Source organism: Blastochloris sulfoviridis (assembly GCF_008630065.1).
GTDB lineage: Bacteria > Pseudomonadota > Alphaproteobacteria > Rhizobiales > Xanthobacteraceae > Blastochloris > Blastochloris sulfoviridis.
Map to the genome: position 1 here is coordinate 19,681 of NZ_VWPL01000032.1, position 19,855 is coordinate 39,535.

The following is a 19,855-nucleotide window of genomic DNA, read 5'->3' on the forward strand; positions in this document are numbered from 1 at the left end:
AGCATCGCCAACGGGCTGAGCGATGTCAGTGCTGATTGTCCTGGCCTTGATGGCCCTGCTGGCGGGCGCAGGCTTTGCGCCCATCGCCGCGCGATTCGGGCGCGTGCAGGCCTCGCAGACCGCGGCCGCAGCCCTGGTCGCCGCCCTGGCCCTGCTCGCACCGCTGGTTCCCGAGGCGATGTCCGGCCAGGTGGTGGTGGCCTCCTGGTCCTGGCTGCCGGAATGGGGGCTCGACCTCGCCTTCCGGTTCGACGGGCTGTCGCTGCTGTTCGCGCTGCTCATCCTCGGCATCGGCCTGCTGATCGTCCTCTATGCCAGCTACTACCTGCCGGTGTCCGACCGGATGGGGCGGTTCCTGGGGCTGCTGCTGGTCTTCGCCGCCGGCATGCTGGGCATCGTGCTGTCCGAGAACATCCTGCTGCTCCTGGTGTTCTGGGAGATCACCAGCGTCACCTCCTTCCTGCTGATCGCCTACAAGTACGAGGCGCACGATGCGCGCATCGCCGCGCGCATGGCGCTGGCGGTCACCGGCGGCGGCGGCCTAGCGATGCTTGCCGGCTTCCTGCTGCTCGGACACATCGCCGGCTCGTTCGAACTGTCGGACATCCTCGCCCGCGGCGCGCAGATCCGCGCCCATCCGCTCTATGCGCCGACGCTGCTGCTGATCCTTCTCGGCGCCTTCACCAAGTCGGCACAGTTTCCGCTGCATTTCTGGCTGCCGAACGCGATGGCCGCGCCGACCCCGGTCTCCGCCTATCTGCACTCGGCGACCATGGTGAAGGCCGGCGTGTTCCTGATCGCGCGCCTGCACCCGGCCCTGGCCGGCACCGAGCTGTGGTTCGGGCTGGTCAGCTCGGTCGGCGCGGCGACCTTCGTGTACGGCGCCTATGTGGCGCTGCTGAAGCACGACTTCAAAGGCCTCCTGGCCTATTCCACGATCAGCCATCTCGGGCTGATCACGCTTCTGTTCGGCCTCGACACGCCGCTCAGCGTGGTTGCCGGCGTGTTCCACATCATCAATCACGCCATCTTCAAGGCGTCGCTGTTCATGGCCGCCGGCATCATCGACCATGAATGCGGCACGCGCGACATGCGGCGCATCAACGGCCTGTTCAAGTACATGCCCTACACGGCGACGCTCGGCATCGTCGCGGCGGGGGCGATGGCCGGCGTGCCGCTGCTCAACGGCTTCCTCAGCAAGGAGATGTTCTTCGCCGAGACCATCGAGCATCCGCATTTCGGCATCCACACCTGGGTTCTGCCGGTATTCGCCACCATCGCCGGCATGCTGTCGGTCGCCTATTCGACGCGCTTCATCCACGACGTGTTCTTCAATGGCGAGCCGATCAACCTGCCGCGCTCGCCGCACGAGCCGCCGCGCTGGATGCGCTTTCCGGTCGAGATCCTGGTGCTGCTGTGCGTCGCGGTCGGCATCGCGCCGCAGCTTTCGGTCGGCCCGCTGCTCGATGCCGCGGCCGGCGCGGCGCTGCTGGGCAAGCTGCCGCACTTCGAGCTGGCGGTGTGGCACGGCTTCAGCCTGCCGCTGGTCATGAGCTTCGTCGCGCTGGCCGCCGGCATCGTCTACTACGTCAACCGGCGCTTCCTGTTCGAGCTGCACGAGCGCTATCTGCCCGACCTGCAGAGCCCGGTGGCGTTCGAGCGCGTCTATCAGGCGATGACCGCCGTCGCCGGGAAGGTGATGGCGCTCGTCGACAGCGGCGCGCCGCGGCGTTATCTCGCGCCCCTTCTGGTGTTCGCGATCGCGCTCGGCCTGTGGGCCTATTGGTCGGCGCATCTGACTGGCGTCAGCCTCGCGCTCGCCGGCACGGCGGCCGGGGCGCCGGCGGGCCCTGTGGTCCAGGCGTTGGCGCTGGCCGGCCTCGCCGCGCTCGCGGCCGGCTGCCTTGGCGTCGTCGCCTGCCACCGCCAGCGTCTGCTCGCCATCATCTTCATGAGCGTGGTCGGCCTCGTGGTGTCGATGACCTTCGTGCTGCTGTCGGCGCCCGACCTGGCGCTGACGCAGATTTCGGTCGAGGTCGTCACCATCGTGGTGATGCTGCTGGCGCTGCGCTTCCTGCCGGCGCGGGCGGAGGCGGCCGAGCCGCGCGGGCGCCGGCTGCGCGACATGGCGCTCGCCGGGCTTGCCGGCGGCGGGGTGGCCGCCCTCAGCTACGCCATGCTGACGCGGCCGTTCGAGACGATCTCGAACTTCTATCTCGCGAACGCCGTGCCGGGCGGCGGCGGCGCCAACGCAGTCAATGTCATCCTGGTCGATTTCCGCGGCTTCGACACGCTGGGCGAGATCACCGTGCTGGCCATGGCGGCGCTCGGCGCGCACGCGCTGGTCAGCGGCCTGCGGCTCTCCCCCTATGCCGGCAGCGCTTCGCGCGAGGCCGACCGCCACCCCATCATGCTGGCCATGCTGGTGCGCCCACTGCTGCCGCTGGCGCTCGCCGTCTCGCTCTACATCCTGCTGCGCGGCCACAATCTGCCGGGCGGCGGCTTCATCGCCGGTCTCGTCACGTCGGTGGCGCTGATCCTGCAGTACATCGCCTGCGGCATCGATTTCGGCCGCGCGCGCCTGCCGCTCGACCAGCCGCGGCTGATCGCGGCGGGCCTCGCCATCGCCGGCGCCACCGGCGCTGCGAGCTGGCTGTTCGGCGCACCGTTCCTCACCAGCGCGCACGGCCATGTCCATCTACCGCTCATCGGCGATGTCGAGCTTGCCTCCGCCATGCTGTTCGATCTCGGCGTCTATCTGGTGGTGGTGGGCGGCACGCTCCTGGTGCTCACCGAGCTCGGAGCACTGAGCCGGCGCGAGCTTGGCGCCGAGGGGCCGACGCAGGAGCCGGTGAGCCAGAAGCCAGCGACGCGGGAGCCGGCGTCATGGAGCTGATCGTTGCCGCCGGCATCGGCCTGCTCACCGCCTGCGGCCTCTATCTGGTGCTGCGGGCGGAGACCTTCTCCGTCGTGTTCGGCCTCACGCTGCTGTCCTATGCGGTCAATCTGGTGCTGTTCGCCAGCGGCCGGCTGGTGGCCAATGCGCCGCCGCTGCTGATCGAGGGCGTTGCGCGCCACACCGATCCGCTGCCGCAGGCGCTGGTGCTCACCGCCATCGTCATCAGTTTCGGCATGACGGCCTATCTCGTCGCGCTGGCGCTGCGCGCCAAGGGCGAGAGCGGCCGCGACGGATTCGACGACGGCGACCCGACATGAGCCATCTCGCGATCATTCCCATCCTGCTGCCGCTCGCGGCCGGCATCGCCTGCCTGGCGCTGGAGCGCGCGGGGCTCGCTGCGCAGCGCACCGTTTCGCTCGCCTCGGCGCTGATGATGGTGGCGATCGCGGCACTGCTGCTGCGGCACGCCGGCACCGGCGCGATCGACGTCTATGCGCTCGGCAACTGGCCGGCGCCGTTCGGCATCGTGCTGGTGCTCGACCGGCTCTCGGCATTGATGGTGGCGGTGTGCGCGGCGCTGGCGCTGCCGGCGCTGATCTATGCGAGCGGCGGCACCGACGCGCTGGGCCGCCATTTCCATGCGCTGTTCCAGTTCCAGATCGCCGGCCTCACCGGCGCCTTCCTCACCGGCGACCTGTTCAACCTGTTCGTCTTCTTCGAGGTGCTGCTGCTCGCCTCCTACGGCCTGCTGGTGCACGGCAACGGCCGGGCGCGAGCGAGCGCCGGCCTCGCCTATGTCGTGCTCAACCTCACCGGCTCGGCGCTGTTCCTCATCGCGCTGGGGCTGCTCTACGGCACGCTGGGCACGCTCAACATGGCCGACATGGCCGGTGCGCTGGCCCGCGTGCCGACGGCGGATCAGGCGCTGGTGCGCACGGCCGCAAGCCTGCTGGTGGTGGTGTTCGCGCTGAAGGCGGCGCTGTTTCCGCTGTCGTTCTGGCTGCCGCGCGTCTATGGCGCGGCGGTCGCGCCGGCCGCGGCACTGTTCGCCATCATGACCAAGGTCGGCGTCTATGCGCTGCTGCGGGTCTCCACCGCCACCTTCGCCGGCGCGCCGGTCACCGCCGATCTGCTGCAGCCCTGGCTGATGCCGCTGGCGATCGCCACCATCGTCGCCGGCACGCTCGGTGCGCTGGCGGCGCGGCGGCTGGCCGTGGTGGTGGCGAGCCTCGTCGTGGTCTCCACCGGCACGCTGCTCGCGGCGATCGCCGCAGCAGGCACCGAGGCGATCGCCGCGGCGCTGTTCTATCTCGTCCATTCGACGCTGGTCGCCGGCGGCTTCTTCCTCTTGGCCGGGCGCATCGCGACGGCGCGCGGCGAGGCGGGCGACGGCTTCCGGACCGGCCAGACCGCCAGGCGGGCGGTGACGCTGGGGGCGGCCTATCTGGTGTTTGCGCTGGCCATTTGCGGCGTGCCGCCGCTCTCCGGCTTCCTCGCCAAGCTGATGATCCTGCGGTCGATCCAGGAGGCCCCGTTCGGACCCCTTGCATGGACGGCGCTTCTGCTGTCGAGCCTGCTGCCGGCGCTGGTGCTGGCGCGCGCCGCCAGCGTGTTGTTCTGGGAGGCGAAGCCGGCGCCCGCCGCCACCGCCGAGGTGCGGCTTGGCCTGCCGGCGCTCGCCATGCTGACGATGCTGGCGGCGAGCCCGCTGCTCGTGGCATTCGCCGCACCGGTGGCCGATTATGCGCGGGCCACCGCCGAGCAGCTTCAGTCCTCTGCGGCGTCCGAAGCCGTGCTCGGCGCCGATCCCGCCACTGCCCGCGAGCGCCGGCCATGACAGGGTTTCCGATGTCCGTTCTGCACGCTCTCGTGCCGGCGCCGGTGCTCAGCCTGATGATCTTGGGGCTGTGGCTCGCGCTGGCGCCGCAGATCACGCCCGGCCAGTTCGTGCTCGGCGCGGTCGTCGCGCTGGCCATCCCCCGGCTCACCGCCGCATTCTGGCCCGACCGGCCTCGCCTCGCGCGGCCGCTGGTGGCGCTGCGCCTCGCCGGCACGGTGCTGGCCGACATCGTGGTGGCGAACTTCGCGGTGGCGCGCCGCGTCGTCGGGCCGCTCCATCGGCTGCATCCCGCCTTCGTCGAGGTGCCGCTCGATCTGCGCGACGGCTTCGTCGCCACCATTCTCGGCAGCATCGTGTCGCTGACGCCGGGCACGGTCTCGATCGAGATCGACCGTGAGCGCTGGATCCTGTTCGTCCATGCGCTCGACGACACCGATGCGCAGATGCTCGTCGACACCATCAAGCGGCGCTACGAGGCGCCGCTGCGGGAGGCCTTCGCATGCTAGCCGTCGTCGTGCCCGTCGCAGTGGGACTGGTCGTGGCCGCCATCGCCCTCACGCTGTGGCGGCTGGTGCGCGGCCCAGGCGTGATGGACCGCGTGCTGGCGCTCGATACGCTCGCCGTCAACGCCATCGCGCTGGTGATCCTGTTCGACATCCTGTTCGGCAACGCCATCTCGTTCGAGGCGGCGCTGCTGATCGCGATGATGGGCTTCGTCGGCACCGCCGCGCTGTGCAAGTTCCGCCTCAGCGGCGATGTCATTGAATAGGACTTGCCATGCTGACCGAGGTGCTGACATCGGCGCTGGTGCTGATCGGGGCGGCCTTCGTGCTGCTCGGGGCGGTCGGGCTGGTGCGGCTGCCCGACCTGTTCACCCGCCTGCACGGCCCCACCAAGGCCACCACGCTCGGCGTCGGCGCCATGGTGCTGGGCTCGATGATTTACTTCAACGCTCAAGGCGAGGGCGTGAGCCTGCGCGACCTCGCGATCGTGCTGTTCCTGTTCATCACCGCGCCGGTCAGCGCCCACATGATCGCCAAGGCGGCGTTGAAGGCGCGCGAGCGTCCGCCGCAGGCGGAGCCGCTCTCTTTCCCCTCTCCCCTTGCGGGAGAGGGTGCCGAGCGATCGACAGATCGCGAGGCGGGTGAGGGGTGAATCTTCAAGCGCGCCGTATGCACCCCTCACCCGGCTCGACCTCGCCTCGCTCGGTCTCGCCACCCTCTCCCGCAAGGGGAGAGGGAAGAAAGAAGCCGAGCCGATCACCCGGAAACTGTCTGACGTGAAAGATCACCGCGGCAGGCCGCAGCGGGCATAGACCGCGGCGCCGAGCCGCTCGGCGGGGCGGAGGCCATCGGTGCGCCGTTCCGGCGCGGCGCGGTCATCGGCAGGGGGCGCGTATTGCTGGGTCACCCGGGCGATGCAGCCGGCGGTGCGCGAATTGCGCTCGGCGGGCGGGCGCTGGCGCATCTCGGCATCCTCGCCGGCCGCTGCCGGCAGCGTCGCAGCAACCACGGCCGCGAGCAGCCCGGCGCGCGCCAGCCGCGCCGTCACGGCAGCCGGCCGCGTGTTGTGGCCGGCGTGAAATCCTCCGCCCGCAGCCAGAACACCTCGCCTTCGCTGGTCTCGGTGTCGAGCCAGAACAGCGGCAGATCAGGGAACGCGGCCTCCAGCGCCGGTCGGCCCCGGCCGACCTCGCACATCAGCGCGCCGGACAGCGCAAGATGGGCCGGCGCTTCGGCCAGGATGCGACGGACGATGTCGAGCCCGTCGGCGCCGCCGTCGAGCGCCAAGTGGGGCTCGTGCGCGGCCTCCGGCGGGAGATTCGCCATGCCCTCAGCATCGACATAGGGCGGGTTGGTGAGGATGAGATCGTAGTGCGCGCCGGCCACCGGCGCGAACAGGTCGCCGCGGAACAGCGTGATGCGGTCGGCGAACCCGCTGTTGGCGATGTTGTAGGCTGCGACCTCGGCGGCGTCGGCCGACAGCTCCACCGCGTCGATCATCGCATTCGGGAAGACGTGGGCGGCGAGGATGGCGAGGCAGCCCGAGCCGGTGCAGAGATCGAGCACCCGCTCGACCCCCCCGACGTCGCCGATCAGCGCGCCATCGGGGCCGATCAGGTCGGTGCGGAACAGCAACTCGCCGATGAAGGAGCGCGGAATGATCACCCGCGGGTCGACCGCGAACGGCACGCCCTGGATATAGGCGCGGCCGACCAGATAGGGCGCGGGCATGCGGGTGGTCACCCGCGCCTCGATCAGGTGCAGCACGTGGCGCCGCTCGGCCCGCGTCAGCCGGGCATCGAGCCAGGGCGCGAGGTCGTCGATCGGCAGATGCAGCGCCTCCAGGATCAGGAACGCCGCCTCGTCGAGCGCGGTCTCGGTGCCGTAGCCGTAGGAGATGCCAGCCGCATTGAAACGGCTGACCGCGCAGCGCACCAAGTCGCGCACGGTCAGGAGGTCTTCGGCGTCGGTGTCGGCGGTGCTGTCGGTCACATCAGCCCGATAGCCGCCCGGCGGGACGGACGCAAGAGGTCCGTCGCCCCGGTGCGGCCGCGCTCAGCCGCAGGATCGGATTACTCGCACACTTCCATGCGGCGGACGGTCCAGCCATAGCCTTCCACCCAGATGCGGCGGTTGGCCATGTAGCAGACCGGCGCCTCGACCGGCTCGTAATAGTAGACGCGGCGCGGCGGCGGCGCGGGGTAGTAGTAGGTCGGCGCGGCATTGGCGGCGGCGGCCCCGATCAACGCGCCGGCGGCCAAGCCGAGCACCGCACCGGCGGCCACGTCGCCGCCGCGGTAGCGCGCCTCGGCGGGGGCCGGCGCGGCGGCCATGGCGGCAGCGGCGACCAGCCCCGCACAGGCGAGAGTCGAGAAGGTGCGTGTCATGGTGACCTCCATGCGCTGCGGGAGCGGAACCACCGCTTCCGAGCCGTCAAGTCTATGGCTTGAGTCTTGACGATGAATTGCGCCAAAACATCGGCAGATCGGATGGTACGAGCGTCACGGCGTGGTGTTGCGGATGCGGCGCTGGGACACGGTCGCCTGCTCGCAATGCCACGGTTGCAAAAGCGCCAAAATTCGCGCGAAGTCGGCGCGCCCGTGCTTGCGGGCGGCCGCAGTCAGGCCGGAAATTGCTCGATTTCCAGGTCTTCGACTTCCGGATCGACCAGCCGGGCCGCGCCCCACTGCGTTAATATTTCGTTCATCCTATCGACGACGAAAAACCGCGCCGCGTCGCGGTCATAGCCCTCGGCGAGCAGCGTGTCATAGTCGGTGTGGCAGTGGCGGACGTGGGTGGTGGTGGCCAGCCACACGGCGATGGAGGGCGGCAGCCCGCGCAGCGCCGGCGCCGACAGCGCCTGGCGGAAGATCGGCTCGGCGTCGGCCAGCGGAATGTGCGGCGCAAGCTCGCGGATCGCCTTGCGCAAGGCGCGCTGGCGGCGGGTGCCGGCCGCGCCGCTCATGGTCCGGCCCGCCGGCCGGCATCCGCCTGATGCGGCTTGAGATCGATCAGCGGCGTGCCGTCCAGGCAATCCAGCCCGCGCACCGTGAGCCGGTGGCCCTCCACCCTCACCAGCGGACAGGCCGACAGGCCGATCGGGTTCGGGCGCACCGGCGAGCGCAGGGCGAAGGCGCCGCGCGGATCCGGGCGGTGGTGCGGCCGCTGCACCATCACGGTGCGCAGCGAGCGGTGCAGCCAATAGAGCACGTCGAGATGCGCGCATGCCTCGATGCCGAGCAGCGCATCGGCGAAACGCTCGAACACCTCAATGGTGCAGAGCGCATCGCTGTCGGCGCCGCTTCGCGGGCAGTCTTCGCGGCGCAGGAACGGGGTGCGGATGGTGCCGATGAAATAGAGGCCGGCGTCGAACGACTCCGGCAGCTCGATGCCGATCTCCCCCTCGCGGAGAGCGGAGTCGAAGATCGCCGTCATGATGCCTCCCGCCGATGCCGCCTTGCGTCGATGCTAGAGCATTCTCCGCAAAAGTGGGCCCGGTCCTGTGGAAAATGCTTCAGCCGCCCGGCCGGGCGTTGGTGGCCGCCTTGCGCAGCAGCTTCTCGGTTTCGAGGACGACCAGCAGCAGGACGCCGGCGCCGAGGATGGCGGCGGCGTCGAGCAGCGACATCGGCCGCGTCTCGAAGGCGGCGTTGAACGGCGGCGCATAGGTGAAGGCGAGCTGGGCGAGCACGGTGACGCCCACGCCGATCAGCACCGCTTTGGTGCCGAGCACGCCCTGCCAGGTCAGCGAGGGGCCGTGCACGTAGCGCACGCTGAACAGATAGAAGATTTCCAGCACCACGATGGTGTTGACGACGATGGTCCGCGCTTCCTCGATCGGCAGGCCGCGCTGCCCGGCCCAGAAGAACATGCCGAAGGCGAAGATCGCGAACAGGATCGTCACCAGGAGGATCTGCCAGGCGAGTTCGCCCGAGACCAGCGGCGCGTCGCGCCGGCGCGGCGGGCGCGCCATGCTGCCGGGCTCGGCCGGCTCGAAGGCCAGCGTCATGCCCAGCGCCACCGCCGAGACCATGTTCACCCACAGGATCTGGACCGGGGTGATCGGCAGGGTCCAGCCCATCGCGATCGCCCCCAGGATGGTCGCGGCCTGGCCGCCATTGGTGGGCAGCGTCCAGCCGATCACCTTGCGCAGATTGTCGTAGACGGTACGCCCCTCCTTCACCGCCGCGACGATCGAGGCGAAATTGTCGTCGGCCAGCACCATCTCGGCGGCCTGCTTGGAGGCCTCGGTGCCCTTGCAGCCCATGGCGACGCCGACATCGGCGCGCTTGAGCGCGGGCGCGTCGTTCACGCCGTCGCCGGTCATCGCCACCGTCAGCCCCTGCGCCTGCAGGGCGCTGACGAGGCGCAGCTTGTGCTCGGGCGTGGTGCGCGCGAACACGGTGGTCTCACGCACTGCCTGCGCCAGATCCGCTTCGTCGAGCCGGTCGACCTCCTCGCCGGTGCGCACCACCGGCGCCCGCGCCAGCCCCAGTTGCTGGCCGATCTCGCGCGCGGTGATGGCGTGGTCGCCGGTGATCATCACCACCCGGATGCCGGCGGACTGGCACTCGGCCACGGCGGCGATGGCCTCCTCGCGCGGCGGGTCGATGAAGCCGACGAGGCCGAGCAGCACCAGGCCGTCCTCCACGTCGGCGAAGGTCAGGCTCTGCTGGCAGGCGCCGGCCGGCTTCGTGGCGAAGGCCAGCACGCGCTGGCCCTGGGCGGCGAGGTCGTCGGCCTGGGCGCTCCAGGCCGCACGGTCGAGCGGGCGCTCGCCCGTCATGGTGCGGGCGGCGTGGGCCATGTCGAGGATGCGCTCGGGCGCGCCCTTGACGAAGATGAACCCGTTGCCCTCATGGTCGTGGTGCAGCGTCGCCATGAAGCGGTGGGCGGCGTCGAAGGGAATTTCATCGGTGCGCGGCACCGCCTTGCGCAGGGCGCTCACGTCGAGGCCGGACTTGGCGCCGAGCACCACCAGCGCGCCCTCCATCGGATCGCCGTCGACCAGCCAGGCCGCCTCCGTTTCCCGCGTCTCGGCGTCGTTGCACAGCACGGCGGCGCGCACGAGTTCGGCGAGCATGCCGTCCTGCGCCGGATCGATCTCGATGCCGGCGCGGGTGAATGCGCCGGCGGGCACGTAGCCGGCGCCGCTTACCTCGTAGCTGTCATTCGCGGTCACCACCGCCCGCACGGTCATCTCGTTGCGGGTGAGGGTGCCGGTCTTGTCGGAACAGATGACCGACACCGAGCCCAGGGTCTCCACCGCCGGCAGGCGGCGGATGATGGCGTTGCGGCCCGCCATGCGCTGCACGCCCACCGCCAGCGTGATGGTCATCACCGCCGGCAACCCTTCGGGAATCGCCGCGACCGCGAGGCCGACCATCGCCATGAAGGCGTCCGTCATCGCATAGCCGCGCAGCAGCACCGCGAACACGAAGGCGGCGGCGGAGACGCCGAGCACCACCAGCGTGATCTGGCGGGCGAAGCGGTCCATCTGGGCGATCAGCGGCGTCTTCAGCTCCTCCACCGCGCCGAGCAGGCGGCTGATGCGCCCAAGCTCGGTGGCCGCGCCCGCGGCCACCACCAGGCCGCTCGCCTGCCCGCCGGTGACCAGCGTGCCCGAATAGGCCATCGCGGCGCGCTCGGCGAGCGGCGCCGCCGCCGCCACGGGGTCCGTGGCCTTTTCCACCGGCACGGATTCGCCGGTCAGGATCGCCTCGTCGATGCGCAGATTGCGGCTGCGCATCAGCCGCAGGTCGGCCGGCACGCGGTCGCCGGCTTCCAGCAGCACGATGTCGCCGCGCACCACCTCCTCGGCGGCGATCGAGCGCCGCACCCCCTCGCGCAGCACCGTGACCTTGGGATCGATCATGGCGCGGATGGCTTCGAGCGCCCGCTCCGCCTTGCCCTCCTGCAGGAAGCCGATCACCGCGTTGAGCACGACCACGATCAGGATGACCAGGGAATCGAGCAGGTGGCCAAGCAGCAGCGACACCAGCGCCGAGGCCAGCAGGACGTAGATCAGCAAATTGTGGACCTGCAGCGCAAAGCGCACGAGCGCCCCGCGCCGCGGCGCCTCGGGCAGGCGGTTCGGACCGTCGGCGGCAAGCCGCGACGCCGCCTCGGCCGCGGTGAGTCCGTCGGTGCGGCTGTCGAGCTGCGTCAGGCAGTCCGCGGCGTCGAGCGCGTGCCAGGCCGGGGGGGCGGCGTTGCCTTGGTTCATCAGGGGATCGCTGTCCTCTGCGGCGGGCGCGCTCTCGCCCGGATTGCCGACTCATGACCTCGCCGGTTCCCGGAGGGCCCGCCGCGCCGCCGACATCGAGGAGCGGCCGGGCGTGCCCCGGCGTGCCCCCTTGGCCATTCCGCCAACGGCGGCAGCGCGAGGTTCGTTCGCGGGCAGCGCTGATCGGCGCGACGGATGTTCCCCCCGCCCCGCCACGCGCGTGGTGGGAGGGGAGCAGACGGCGTCGCCTCTCCCCTCCCCTCATGAGCGCAGCGAATGGCGGGGAGGAGTCAGGGGCGGGGGGCATCGCGGTCCGGTCCCATTGGAATGCTCCAAGTTATTACTCTGTCGCATTCCCGTCCGCAAAACCGGTTCCCACTTTTGCGGAGAATGCCATAAGTTATTGCTCCCTCACATTGGGCATCCAGGGCATGCCCCCGGCATTGACCTCGCGCGTATATGTCTGAAATATACAAGGCGATGCTCGATCTCGATCAGGTCAGCGGGTTCGACTGGGACGACGGCAATGCCCGCAAGAATGCGGACAAGCACGGCGTCAGCGGCCCCGAAGCCGAGCAGGTGTTCTTCAACGCGCCGCTGCTGGTGGTCGACGACCCGAAACACAGCACGGCCGAGCCGCGCCTCCACGCGCTCGGCCAGACGGACGGAGGGCGCCTCCTCCATGTCACGTTCACGTTGCGGGCCGAGGGCACCAGGATCCGCGTCATCTCGGCGCGGGACATGAGCCGCAGGGAGCGGATGATCTATGAAACGCAAGCTTGAACCGGTGCCGACCTTCGCCACCGAGGCCGAGGAGCGGGCGTTCTGGGAAAGCCACGACTCGGCCGATCATGTCGATTGGAGCCGGGCCGAGCGCGTGCGCCTGCCCAATCTGAAGCCCTCGACCACCGCCATCTCGCTGCGCCTGCCGGTCAGCCTGCTGGAGCAGATCAAGATCGAGGCCAACAAGCGCGACGTGCCGTATCAGTCGCTGATCAAGATGTGGCTCAAGGAGAAGGTGGGGTGAGCGTGCCGAAGAGGCCACCGCCGACAGAGGCCGTGAGCCTCGAACGGAGCCGACGGCTGGCCAGCAACTGGCTATGGGTACTCGAACTTCAACGTCAACGCCTCTGCCGCCCCGACCCCATGGACGGCGAGTTCTTGTTGCGCCGGTTCTATGATTTCCAGTTCTTCATTGTCGCTCTTTATCGGTTTCGGCGATCGCTCGAACTCGCGAAGCAATCGCCAACCGTAGCAGAACCGATTTCCAAGGCACTGGACGTCTTCGATGCGACGGTTCCACCACTTCGAACCATGAGGAACGTTGCTGAACATTTCGACGAATATGCCCTGGATAAGGGGCGCGACAGCACTGTATCCAGAACATCTCTCGAAGTCGCCGTCGTTGGCAGTAAAGTTTTCCAGTGGCTCGGCCACAGCCTCGACATCGATGACACGCTCGCCGCTGCGCGGCGAGCGTTCAGTGAGTTGAAGGAAGCGTCCAAGCTTCTCAGCGCGCGAACTTCTTGTACTTCAGCCTGTGCGGCAGGATGGAATCGGTGCCGAGCCGGCGCATCTTGTCGGCCTCATAGTCCTGGAAGTTGCCCTCGAACCACTCGACATGGCTGTCGCCCTCGAAGGCCAGGATGTGCGTGGCGATGCGGTCGAGGAACCAGCGATCGTGGCTGATGATCACGGCGCAGCCGGCGTAATCCTCCAGCGCCTCCTCCAGCGCGCGCAGGGTGTCGACGTCGAGGTCGTTGGTCGGCTCGTCGAGCAGCAGCACGTTGGCGCCGCTTTTCAGCATCTTGGCGAGGTGGACGCGGTTCCTCTCGCCGCCCGACAGCTGGCCGACCTTCTTCTGCTGGTCGGGGCCCTTGAAGTTGAAGGCCGAGCAATAGGCGCGGCTGTTCACCTCGCGCTTGCCGAGCTGCAGCATGTCGAGGCCGCCGGAGACCTCTTCCCAAACGTTCTTCTTGCCGTCGAGCGAATCGCGGCTCTGATCGACATAGCCGAGCTTGACCGACTCGCCGACGGTGATCGAGCCGGCGTCGGGCTGCTCCTGCCCGGTGATCATGCGGAACAGCGTGGTCTTGCCGGCGCCGTTGGGGCCGATGACGCCGACGATGCCGCCCGGCGGCAGCTCGAACGACAGATCGTCGATCAACAGCTTGTCGCCGAACGCTTTTGAGAGGCCCTTGAACGAGATGACGTTGTTGCCGAGCCGCTCTGCCACCGGAATGACGATCTGGGCGGTGGTCGGCGCCTTGTCGGACGCCTTGGCCAAGAGCTCGTCATAGCGCTGGTAGCGCGCCTTGGACTTGGCCTGGCGCGCCTTGGGCGAGGCGGCGATCCACTCCTGCTCGCGGGCCAACGTGCGCTGGCGCGCTTCGTCCTCGCGGGACTCCTGCGCTAGGCGCTTCTGCTTCTGCCCCAGCCACGAGGAATAGTTGCCCTCGTAGGGGATGCCGCGGCCGCGGTCGAGTTCGAGAATCCAGCTCGTGACGTTGTCGAGGAAGTAGCGGTCGTGGGTGACGATCAGGATGGCGCCGGGATAGTTGCGCAGATGCCCCTCCAGCCAGTTCACCGTCTCGGCGTCGAGATGGTTGGTCGGCTCGTCGAGCAGCAGCAGTTCGGGCTGCTCCAAGAGCAGGCGGCACAGCGCAACGCGGCGCTTCTCGCCGCCCGACAGGCGGTCGACCGGCCAGTCGTCGGGCGGGCAGCCCAGCGCGTCCATCGCCTGCTCGACCTGGGACTCGAGGTCCCACAGGTTCTGCGAGTCGATCTTGTCCTGGAGCGCGGCCGCCTCGTCGGCCGTCTCGTCGGAATAGTCCATCATCAGTTCGTTGTAGCGGTCGAGGATCGCCTTCTTGGCGGCGACGCCGAGCATGACGTTGCCGCGCACGTCGAGCGAGGGATCGAGCGGCGGCTCCTGCGGCAAATAGCCGACGCGCGCACCCTCGGCTACCCAGCCCTCGCCGGTATATTCGGTGTCGATGCCGGCCATAATGCGCAGCAGCGTCGACTTGCCGGCGCCGTTGACGCCGAGCACGCCGATCTTGGCATCCGGGTAGAATGACAGGTTGATGTTGTTCAGAACCTGCTTGCCGCCGGGGTAGGTCTTGGACAGACCCCGCATGTGATAGATGAACTGCCGTCCGTTCATATCGACCGCTGCGGTCCGGCCCTTTTGGTCAAGGCCGTGCCGCCCTTTCTAGGGTTTCGGGAGATTGCGGCCGTTCTAGTCGAGCGCCCCGCCGGTGGCAACGGGTGGGCGCGGGCCGGCGAGCCGGCGAGTTGCCGCGGCGCCGGCGGATTTCGCATCTGCGAATATTCGGGCCTGCGCGCAACTGTCCGGAAAGACTCCAAGGTGCATTCTCAAGCTTGATCGATCGCCCCCCGACAACCGATCAGGATTGTGTACCGATGGCTCTGGCAGCCTCCCCAGGACGGATTGTGGCCGGCAGCGGCGAGTCGGACCGCGCGAGCGCCCCGGACCTCGGCGCGATGGCGCTGGAGGCGCTCGACGCGCTTGCCGTGGGGGTCGCCGTGGTCGGCACCGACAGCCGCATCCTTTTGGAAAACCGGCGCTTTCGCGAGCTGCTCGGCTCCAGCGCGATGGCGGCGGCGCTGCAGGGCTGGGACGATGACCTCGCCTCGCGCGAGATCGCGCTGGAGTGCGGCCGGCGCGTGCGTCTTGCGGCGGCGCGCATTCCGCAAGGGCTGCTGGTGAGCGCCGAGGATTTGCGCCGCAGCGTCGATCCGAAGCGCGTGGCCGATCTGGCGCGCACCGATCCGCTGACCGGGCTGGGCAACCGGGCGATGTTCCAGGAGCGGCTGGCCGAACTGGCCGCCCGGCGCGATGCCAAGGCGGGTACCGTCGCGGCGCTGACGGTCGGCCTCGGCCGCTTCAAGGACATCCGGGAGTCGCTCGGCCATCCGGTGGGCGACGCGCTGCAGCGCCTGGCGGCCGACCGGCTGCGGCAGGCGCTCGGGCCCGACGATCTGGCCGCCCGCTTCGGCGGCGACGAGTTCGGCCTCATCCATGTCGGACAGGCGCAGCCGCAATCGGCCGCGGCCCTGGCGGAGCGCGTCATCGAGCTGCTCGGCCGGCCCTATGTGGTGGAAGGCCATCTGCTCAACACCCCGGTCAATGTCGGTATCGCGCTGATGCCGGCGGAGAAGCGCGACAGCAGCCACACGCTGAGGGGCGCGGATCTGGCGCTGTGCCGCGCGCGGCAGGCCGGGCACGGCACCTTCCGCTTCTTCGAGGCGGCGATGGATGAGCAGGTGCAGACGCGCCGGCGGCTGGAGCTCGATCTGCGCCGTGCGCTGGCGATGCGCGAATTCGTGCTGCTCTATCAGCCGCAGCTCAATCTGGCCTCGCACGAGATCACCGGCTTCGAGGTGCTGCTGCGCTGGTACAGCCCCCAGCATGGCATCGTGCCGCCCTCGGTGTTCATTCCGCTCGCCGAGGAGTTCGGCCTGATCGGCGCCATCGGCGAATGGATCATCCGCACCGCCTGCCGCGAGGCCGCCGGCTGGCAGCGGCCGCTCAGCGTTGCGATCAATGTCTCGGCCGCGCAGTTCGGCGCCTCCAACCTCGTGCCGGTCATCCTGTCGGCCCTGGGGGAGAGCCGGCTCGACCCGCACCGGCTGGAACTGGAGATCACCGAGAGCGTGCTGCTGAAGGACGATGGCTCCGCCCTCGACGTGCTGCGCATGGTGCGCCAGATCGGCGTGCACGTGTCGATGGACGATTTCGGCACCGGCTATTCGTCGCTGTCGCGGCTACACAGCTTTCCGTTCGACAAGATCAAGGTCGACCAGTCCTTCGTCCGCGTCGGGCCGAGCGACGCGAGTGCGACCGCGATCGTGCGGGCCATTGCGGCGCTCGGCCGAAGCCTCGGCATGGCCATCATCGCCGAGGGCGTCGAGACCGCCGAGCAGTTCGACCGTGTCGCCGCCGCCGGCTGCACCGACGTGCAGGGCTATCTGATCAGCCCGCCGGTGCCGGCCGACCGGATCGCCGACGTCGTCCGCGAACACAGCGCCAGCCCAGCCCGGACCTAAGCCATGACGGCCGAACCCATGACCCCCGAACCCATGACCCCCGAACCCATGCCCCCCGAACCCGATCTCTACCGCCTGGTCTATTGCAGCCGGAACCGCATCCTCGGCTCGCCGCAGGACGTGGCCGCCCAGGTGGAGGCCATCCTGGCGACGTCGCGCCGCCTGAATGCCCGCGTCGGCATCACCGGCGCGCTGGTCTTCAATGCCGGCATGTTCGCCCAGGTGCTGGAGGGTGCCCGCGACCCTGTGGAGGTCACCATGGAGCGGATCCTCCGCGACGAGCGCCACGGCAACATCCAGGTGCTCGCCTTCGAGCGCGCCGAGGCGCGCGGCTTCCCGTCATGGTCGATGGGCTATCTCGGGCGCTCCGCCGAGGGCCAGAGCCTGTTCGCCCATATCGGCGAGTCGACGGGGTTCGAGGCGGCGCGCCTCGACGGCGAGCACATCTTCAACGTGATGCGCGCCATCGCCGTGGAGGAGGAAGCCGCTGCCGCAGGACGGCTCCAGTCGCGGCACGCATGAGCGTGCGGCGGCGTGCACGTCGGCTCAAGCAGCCTGCAGATCGGCCAGCGCGGCATGGAAGGCGGCTGCGCGCTCGGCCACCTCGGCCGGCGAGCGCCCGGCGGCGTAGAGCGCCGCGCCCAGGCCGAACCCGTTGGCACCAGCCGCGAAATAGGGCGCCATGCTCTCCGGCGTGATGCCGCCGGCCGGGATCAGCTTGATTGTCGGCGGCACCACCACGCGCAGCGACTTCACCACCTCGGGCCGGATCATTTCCGCTGGAAACAATTTGATGGTGGTGGCGCCCAGCGCCGCGGCGGCGAACAGCTCGGTCGCCGTCGCCACGCCCGGCATCGGCGTCAGCCCGTATTTCTTGGTGAGGCGGACCACCGTCTCGTCGAAGCTCGGGCAATCGATCAGACGCCCGCCGACGCGGGCGACGTCGGCCACCTGGCGCTCGCTGACCACCGCGCCGGCGCCGATCACCGTAGTGTCGCCGAACGCGTCGACCAGCCGGCGGATGCTGCTCAGCGCATCGGGCGTGGAGAGGGGAACCTGCATGACGCTGAAGCCGGCATCGACCAGCACCTTGCCGATCGGCACCGCCTCGTCGGGCGTCACGCCGCGCAGAATCGCGACCAGCGGGCAGGCGGCCAAAGCCGCGTCGAACGTCACAGGCATGTCATCGTCCTCACAAACCTCGGCACTTGCCGGAGGGCGCAGGCGGCAAAGCCGGCGCACCGCAACCGCGGCGCCGCGCGGCGGCGCAGCAGACCGCTCCAGGCGAAGGCACGAAAGCTCATCGCGCTCCAATCGAGTGCAAACGGACGCATGTCAATCGACGGCGGCCGCCCCGCTCCGGGATTCTCGACAATATCGAGGAGTCGTTCCTAGCATTTCCAGCCCGGCACGTCGCCTCGTGGTCACACGATCCTCGGAGGCGGGCGTAACGCGGCAAGTGGTTGCGCGCGGTCGCATCCTGGCGGCAGGCGGCTCATCATGGGAAGTCCGCCGCAGCCGCCGGCATTTCGACGCCGGCATCCGCCTTTACGGTGACGAGTCGGCCGGCGGCTCGTTCGTTTGCCGGCTTTGGTCTTGCGCTCCAGTCCGCTTCGGCGCGGCGCGCCGCCGGGGCGTTCGGGCGGCGGCGGGGCGGCCGGCCTTGTCTGCCGCAGGGCCCATCGGATCCGGGGCCTCCGGCCGGGGCGTCGTCAGCCGCTGTTCGCCGGCATAGGCGAGCAGCCGCTCGGCGAAGGCGTGCGGCCGCTCGGCCGCGAGCCGCGCCATCTGCTGCTCGGCGGCGGCGATGTGCTGGCCCTGGCGGGTGCGGATCGCCGCCGTCAGGCGGGCGCGCCGGCGGGCGTCCAGGAGGCGGGCATCCAAGAGCCGCGACGCGCTGGCGAGAAAGCGGCTCAGCGCCTCCAGATCCTGGCCCTGGCCCAGCCGGTCGCGCAGCTTCTGCACCTCGTCGATCCACACCTCGATCGGCCGCGGCCACAGCGGCCGCGCCAGCTCCATCTGGTAGCGGTGGATCACCGCCGCCTTGCGCAGCTCGTGCAGCGATTCGGCGGATGCCGCCGACCAGTCGTCCGGCGCAGCGTGCACCATGCGGCGAAAGCCCTTGGCGAGGCCGGCGATCAACGCGCGCAGCGGCAGGTCGGCGTCGGCGAGGCGTTCGGCGGCCGCGCGGGCGCTGGCCAGGAACGCCAGCACGTCGGCGCGCACCGTGGTGTCGAGGCTCGCGGCCTCGGTGGCCCGTCGCGCCGCCTCCAGCGCCTCGCGCACCGGCGCGGCCAAGTCGGGGCGGATCAGCTTCTTGTCGACGAGATCGTCGAGCCCTTCGAGCGAGGCGGTGAGGTCGCGCGCGCCGGACAGCCGCCGCGCCAGCGCCCCGGCCTCGCGGCGCTCGATCCTGGCGGCCTCGCCGCGCAGCGGCTCGGCGAGCCGCAGCAGCGCCCGGTGGCGCTTCATCGCCTTGCGGAACTCGTGGATGGCGACATCGTCGCGGTGGCGGCCGGATTGGAGGGCGGCGGCGGCCTCTTCCACGCCGGCTATGAGCGCGCGCGACAGCTCGACCGCCGCCGCATCCTCCGCCCCCGGCATGCGTCTGGCCATATTTTCCTGCTCCCTGCACTCTGCCGGCGGCGGCCTGTACGCCGTCCCCACCTTTGTCGCGGGCCCGCTCGCCAGTGCCGCTTCGCCGCCCCGGCGCGCCCAGGTGTTCCGGTAACTGGGAATTCCACGCGCGAGATCAATAGCTTGCGGACCAGCCTGGCTCCCCCCTTCGATGAAGGCAGGCACGTCCGGCGGCGTCCCGCGCTCTCCCTCGCCGGCTTCGACAACAATGATATGACAAAATTATCGAGGCACGGCCTTCCCTTTGCGGGGGGCAGTTGCTAGATAGCCGTTGCGTCGCCGCTCCTTCGGAGTCGCAGCGCCCCTGACGCGGGGTGGAGCAGCCCGGTAGCTCGTCAGGCTCATAACCTGAAGGTCAGAGGTTCAAATCCTCTCCCCGCAACCAACAAAAAGCCCGCTATCTCAATGGGATGGCGGGCTTTTTGACTCTCGAACCCACCGCCATGACTCCCGCGCCGGAATCCTATCGGAATCATTCGGTGGCAAACTCCAGCGGGTTCCGGCGTAGCTCCAGGGCGAAGACTCTCGTCGCCCTCGCCGGCTAAGGAATTGTCCGAGAATTATCGCTCCGAACCGAGTGAGTTTGGGCTGATGGTGTAATTCCACTCGCCGTGGAAGTCGTGGCGGGTGAGGTTGACGGCTTCAAGGTCGGCGTCGGCGATTTTGACGCCGGCCGG

At 69.6% G+C, this 19,855-nt stretch carries 21 protein-coding genes and 1 tRNA gene; 11 read left to right on the top strand and 11 right to left on the bottom strand.

From position 1 onward, the window contains the following. The first annotated feature begins 22 nt into the window (after positions 1-22). From F1193_RS14130 to F1193_RS14155, 6 genes are read left to right on the top strand one after another with little or no spacing between them, the layout of a single operon-like run. Complete coding sequence (locus F1193_RS14130; protein WP_150098441.1) at positions 23-2,896, top strand: monovalent cation/H+ antiporter subunit A; 2,874 nt, start codon at positions 23-25, stop codon at positions 2,894-2,896. Further along, positions 2,887-3,216: a Na+/H+ antiporter subunit C gene (locus F1193_RS14135; protein ID WP_150098442.1), complete on the top strand. Its 330-nt coding sequence runs from the start codon at positions 2,887-2,889 to the stop codon at positions 3,214-3,216. Before F1193_RS14130 ends, F1193_RS14135 begins: the two co-directional genes overlap by 10 nt. After that, on the top strand, positions 3,213-4,736 hold the full coding sequence (locus F1193_RS14140; RefSeq protein WP_150098443.1) for a monovalent cation/H+ antiporter subunit D: 1,524 nt from the start codon (positions 3,213-3,215) through the stop codon (positions 4,734-4,736). Before F1193_RS14135 ends, F1193_RS14140 begins: the two co-directional genes overlap by 4 nt. An 11-nt stretch (positions 4,737-4,747) precedes the next feature. Then, a complete protein-coding gene (locus F1193_RS14145; protein WP_210247379.1) occupies positions 4,748-5,245 on the top strand; it encodes a Na+/H+ antiporter subunit E in 498 nt (165 codons plus the stop codon). Continuing rightward, on the top strand, positions 5,239-5,508 hold the full coding sequence (locus tag F1193_RS14150; protein ID WP_150098444.1) for a K+/H+ antiporter subunit F: 270 nt from the start codon (positions 5,239-5,241) through the stop codon (positions 5,506-5,508). Before F1193_RS14145 ends, F1193_RS14150 begins: the two co-directional genes overlap by 7 nt. Before the next feature lie 8 nt (positions 5,509-5,516). Then, a complete protein-coding gene (locus F1193_RS14155; RefSeq protein ID WP_150098445.1) occupies positions 5,517-5,894 on the top strand; it encodes a Na+/H+ antiporter subunit G in 378 nt (125 codons plus the stop codon). A 132-nt stretch (positions 5,895-6,026) separates the two neighbouring features. Here the strand turns inward: F1193_RS14155 and F1193_RS14160 are convergent, their stop codons facing one another. From F1193_RS14160 to F1193_RS14185, 6 genes are all read right to left on the bottom strand, one after another. Further along, positions 6,027-6,290: a hypothetical protein gene (locus F1193_RS14160; protein ID WP_150098446.1), complete on the bottom strand. Its 264-nt coding sequence runs from the start codon at positions 6,288-6,290 to the stop codon at positions 6,027-6,029. Then, positions 6,287-7,234 (bottom strand): 50S ribosomal protein L3 N(5)-glutamine methyltransferase, encoded by a 948-nt coding sequence (gene prmB, locus F1193_RS14165; RefSeq protein ID WP_150098447.1) that lies wholly within the window; start codon positions 7,232-7,234, stop codon positions 6,287-6,289. Before prmB ends, F1193_RS14160 begins: the two co-directional genes overlap by 4 nt. An 80-nt stretch (positions 7,235-7,314) precedes the next feature. Next, positions 7,315-7,629 (bottom strand): hypothetical protein, encoded by a 315-nt coding sequence (locus F1193_RS14170; protein WP_150098448.1) that lies wholly within the window; start codon positions 7,627-7,629, stop codon positions 7,315-7,317. Between the two features lie 233 nt (positions 7,630-7,862). Continuing rightward, positions 7,863-8,207 carry a DUF2293 domain-containing protein gene (locus tag F1193_RS14175; RefSeq protein ID WP_150098449.1) on the bottom strand — a complete coding sequence of 115 codons (345 nt, stop codon included), beginning with the start codon at positions 8,205-8,207 and terminating at the stop codon, positions 7,863-7,865. Further along, positions 8,204-8,677, bottom strand: coding sequence for a tRNA (N6-threonylcarbamoyladenosine(37)-N6)-methyltransferase TrmO (gene tsaA / locus F1193_RS14180; RefSeq protein WP_150098450.1), 474 nt, complete (start codon positions 8,675-8,677; stop codon positions 8,204-8,206). The genes F1193_RS14175 and tsaA overlap by 4 nt, the downstream gene beginning before the upstream one ends. Before the next feature lie 79 nt (positions 8,678-8,756). Further along, positions 8,757-11,468: an HAD-IC family P-type ATPase gene (locus tag F1193_RS14185; protein WP_150098451.1), complete on the bottom strand. Its 2,712-nt coding sequence runs from the start codon at positions 11,466-11,468 to the stop codon at positions 8,757-8,759. 480 nt (positions 11,469-11,948) lie between these two features. On the opposite strand from F1193_RS14185, the gene F1193_RS14190 reads away from it, so the two are divergent. Continuing rightward, positions 11,949-12,251, top strand: a complete 303-nt coding sequence (locus F1193_RS14190; protein WP_150098452.1) for a BrnT family toxin — start codon at positions 11,949-11,951, stop codon at positions 12,249-12,251. Continuing rightward, positions 12,235-12,495 (top strand): BrnA antitoxin family protein, encoded by a 261-nt coding sequence (locus F1193_RS14195; RefSeq protein WP_150098453.1) that lies wholly within the window; start codon positions 12,235-12,237, stop codon positions 12,493-12,495. Before F1193_RS14190 ends, F1193_RS14195 begins: the two co-directional genes overlap by 17 nt. Positions 12,496-12,566: 71 nt before the next feature. Here F1193_RS14195 and F1193_RS14200 read toward each other — a convergent pair whose 3' ends face one another. Both F1193_RS14200 and ettA read right to left on the bottom strand, forming a co-directional pair. Continuing rightward, on the bottom strand, positions 12,567-12,905 hold the full coding sequence (locus F1193_RS14200; protein WP_150098454.1) for a hypothetical protein: 339 nt from the start codon (positions 12,903-12,905) through the stop codon (positions 12,567-12,569). Between the two features lie 73 nt (positions 12,906-12,978). After that, the gene (gene ettA, locus F1193_RS14205; RefSeq protein WP_150098455.1) at positions 12,979-14,634 is read right to left on the bottom strand and encodes an energy-dependent translational throttle protein EttA; all 1,656 of its coding nucleotides are present in this window, start codon (positions 14,632-14,634) and stop codon (positions 12,979-12,981) included. Between the two features lie 260 nt (positions 14,635-14,894). Here ettA and F1193_RS14210 point away from each other — a divergent pair, with 260 nt between their 5' ends. Both F1193_RS14210 and F1193_RS14215 read left to right on the top strand, forming a co-directional pair. Next, positions 14,895-16,541 carry a putative bifunctional diguanylate cyclase/phosphodiesterase gene (locus tag F1193_RS14210; RefSeq protein ID WP_150098456.1) on the top strand — a complete coding sequence of 549 codons (1,647 nt, stop codon included), beginning with the start codon at positions 14,895-14,897 and terminating at the stop codon, positions 16,539-16,541. Positions 16,542-16,589: 48 nt separating this feature from the next. Next, complete coding sequence (locus tag F1193_RS14215; protein WP_150098457.1) at positions 16,590-17,063, top strand: BLUF domain-containing protein; 474 nt, start codon at positions 16,590-16,592, stop codon at positions 17,061-17,063. A gap of 24 nt (positions 17,064-17,087) precedes the next feature. Here F1193_RS14215 and F1193_RS14220 read toward each other — a convergent pair whose 3' ends face one another. Both F1193_RS14220 and F1193_RS14225 read right to left on the bottom strand, forming a co-directional pair. Then, positions 17,088-17,723, bottom strand: coding sequence for a 2-dehydro-3-deoxy-6-phosphogalactonate aldolase (locus F1193_RS14220; RefSeq protein WP_150098458.1), 636 nt, complete (start codon positions 17,721-17,723; stop codon positions 17,088-17,090). Positions 17,724-18,089: 366 nt separating this feature from the next. Beyond that, a complete protein-coding gene (locus tag F1193_RS14225; RefSeq protein ID WP_150098459.1) occupies positions 18,090-19,157 on the bottom strand; it encodes a CHAD domain-containing protein in 1,068 nt (355 codons plus the stop codon). Positions 19,158-19,486: 329 nt separating this feature from the next. On the opposite strand from F1193_RS14225, the gene F1193_RS14230 reads away from it, so the two are divergent. Then, positions 19,487-19,563, top strand: a tRNA-Met gene (locus F1193_RS14230). A gap of 175 nt (positions 19,564-19,738) precedes the next feature. On the opposite strand, the gene F1193_RS14235 is transcribed toward F1193_RS14230, so the two are convergent. Beyond that, positions 19,739-19,855 (bottom strand): ISAzo13-like element transposase-related protein (locus tag F1193_RS14235; RefSeq protein WP_210247381.1); only part of this gene is annotated, 117 nt, incomplete at its 5' end.

What these genes read in the sequence shown, in the direction of transcription:
- F1193_RS14130 (WP_150098441.1), top strand. Translation starts at nt 23, where the DNA reads ATGTCAGTGCTGATTGTCCTGGCCTTGATGGCCCTGCTGGCGGGCGCA.
- F1193_RS14135 (WP_150098442.1), top strand. Translation starts at nt 2,887, where the DNA reads ATGGAGCTGATCGTTGCCGCCGGCATCGGCCTGCTCACCGCCTGCGGC.
- F1193_RS14140 (WP_150098443.1), top strand. Translation starts at nt 3,213, where the DNA reads ATGAGCCATCTCGCGATCATTCCCATCCTGCTGCCGCTCGCGGCCGGC.
- F1193_RS14145 (WP_210247379.1), top strand. Translation starts at nt 4,748, where the DNA reads ATGTCCGTTCTGCACGCTCTCGTGCCGGCGCCGGTGCTCAGCCTGATG.
- F1193_RS14150 (WP_150098444.1), top strand. Translation starts at nt 5,239, where the DNA reads ATGCTAGCCGTCGTCGTGCCCGTCGCAGTGGGACTGGTCGTGGCCGCC.
- F1193_RS14155 (WP_150098445.1), top strand. Translation starts at nt 5,517, where the DNA reads ATGCTGACCGAGGTGCTGACATCGGCGCTGGTGCTGATCGGGGCGGCC.
- F1193_RS14170 (WP_150098448.1), bottom strand. Translation starts at nt 7,629, where the DNA reads ATGACACGCACCTTCTCGACTCTCGCCTGTGCGGGGCTGGTCGCCGCT.
- F1193_RS14175 (WP_150098449.1), bottom strand. Translation starts at nt 8,207, where the DNA reads ATGAGCGGCGCGGCCGGCACCCGCCGCCAGCGCGCCTTGCGCAAGGCG.
- tsaA (WP_150098450.1), bottom strand. Translation starts at nt 8,677, where the DNA reads ATGACGGCGATCTTCGACTCCGCTCTCCGCGAGGGGGAGATCGGCATC.
- F1193_RS14185 (WP_150098451.1), bottom strand. Translation starts at nt 11,468, where the DNA reads ATGAACCAAGGCAACGCCGCCCCCCCGGCCTGGCACGCGCTCGACGCC.
- F1193_RS14190 (WP_150098452.1), top strand. Translation starts at nt 11,949, where the DNA reads ATGCTCGATCTCGATCAGGTCAGCGGGTTCGACTGGGACGACGGCAAT.
- F1193_RS14195 (WP_150098453.1), top strand. Translation starts at nt 12,235, where the DNA reads ATGAAACGCAAGCTTGAACCGGTGCCGACCTTCGCCACCGAGGCCGAG.
- ettA (WP_150098455.1), bottom strand. Translation starts at nt 14,634, where the DNA reads ATGAACGGACGGCAGTTCATCTATCACATGCGGGGTCTGTCCAAGACC.
- F1193_RS14210 (WP_150098456.1), top strand. Translation starts at nt 14,895, where the DNA reads ATGGCTCTGGCAGCCTCCCCAGGACGGATTGTGGCCGGCAGCGGCGAG.
- F1193_RS14215 (WP_150098457.1), top strand. Translation starts at nt 16,590, where the DNA reads ATGCCCCCCGAACCCGATCTCTACCGCCTGGTCTATTGCAGCCGGAAC.
- F1193_RS14220 (WP_150098458.1), bottom strand. Translation starts at nt 17,723, where the DNA reads ATGCCTGTGACGTTCGACGCGGCTTTGGCCGCCTGCCCGCTGGTCGCG.
- F1193_RS14225 (WP_150098459.1), bottom strand. Translation starts at nt 19,157, where the DNA reads ATGGCCAGACGCATGCCGGGGGCGGAGGATGCGGCGGCGGTCGAGCTG.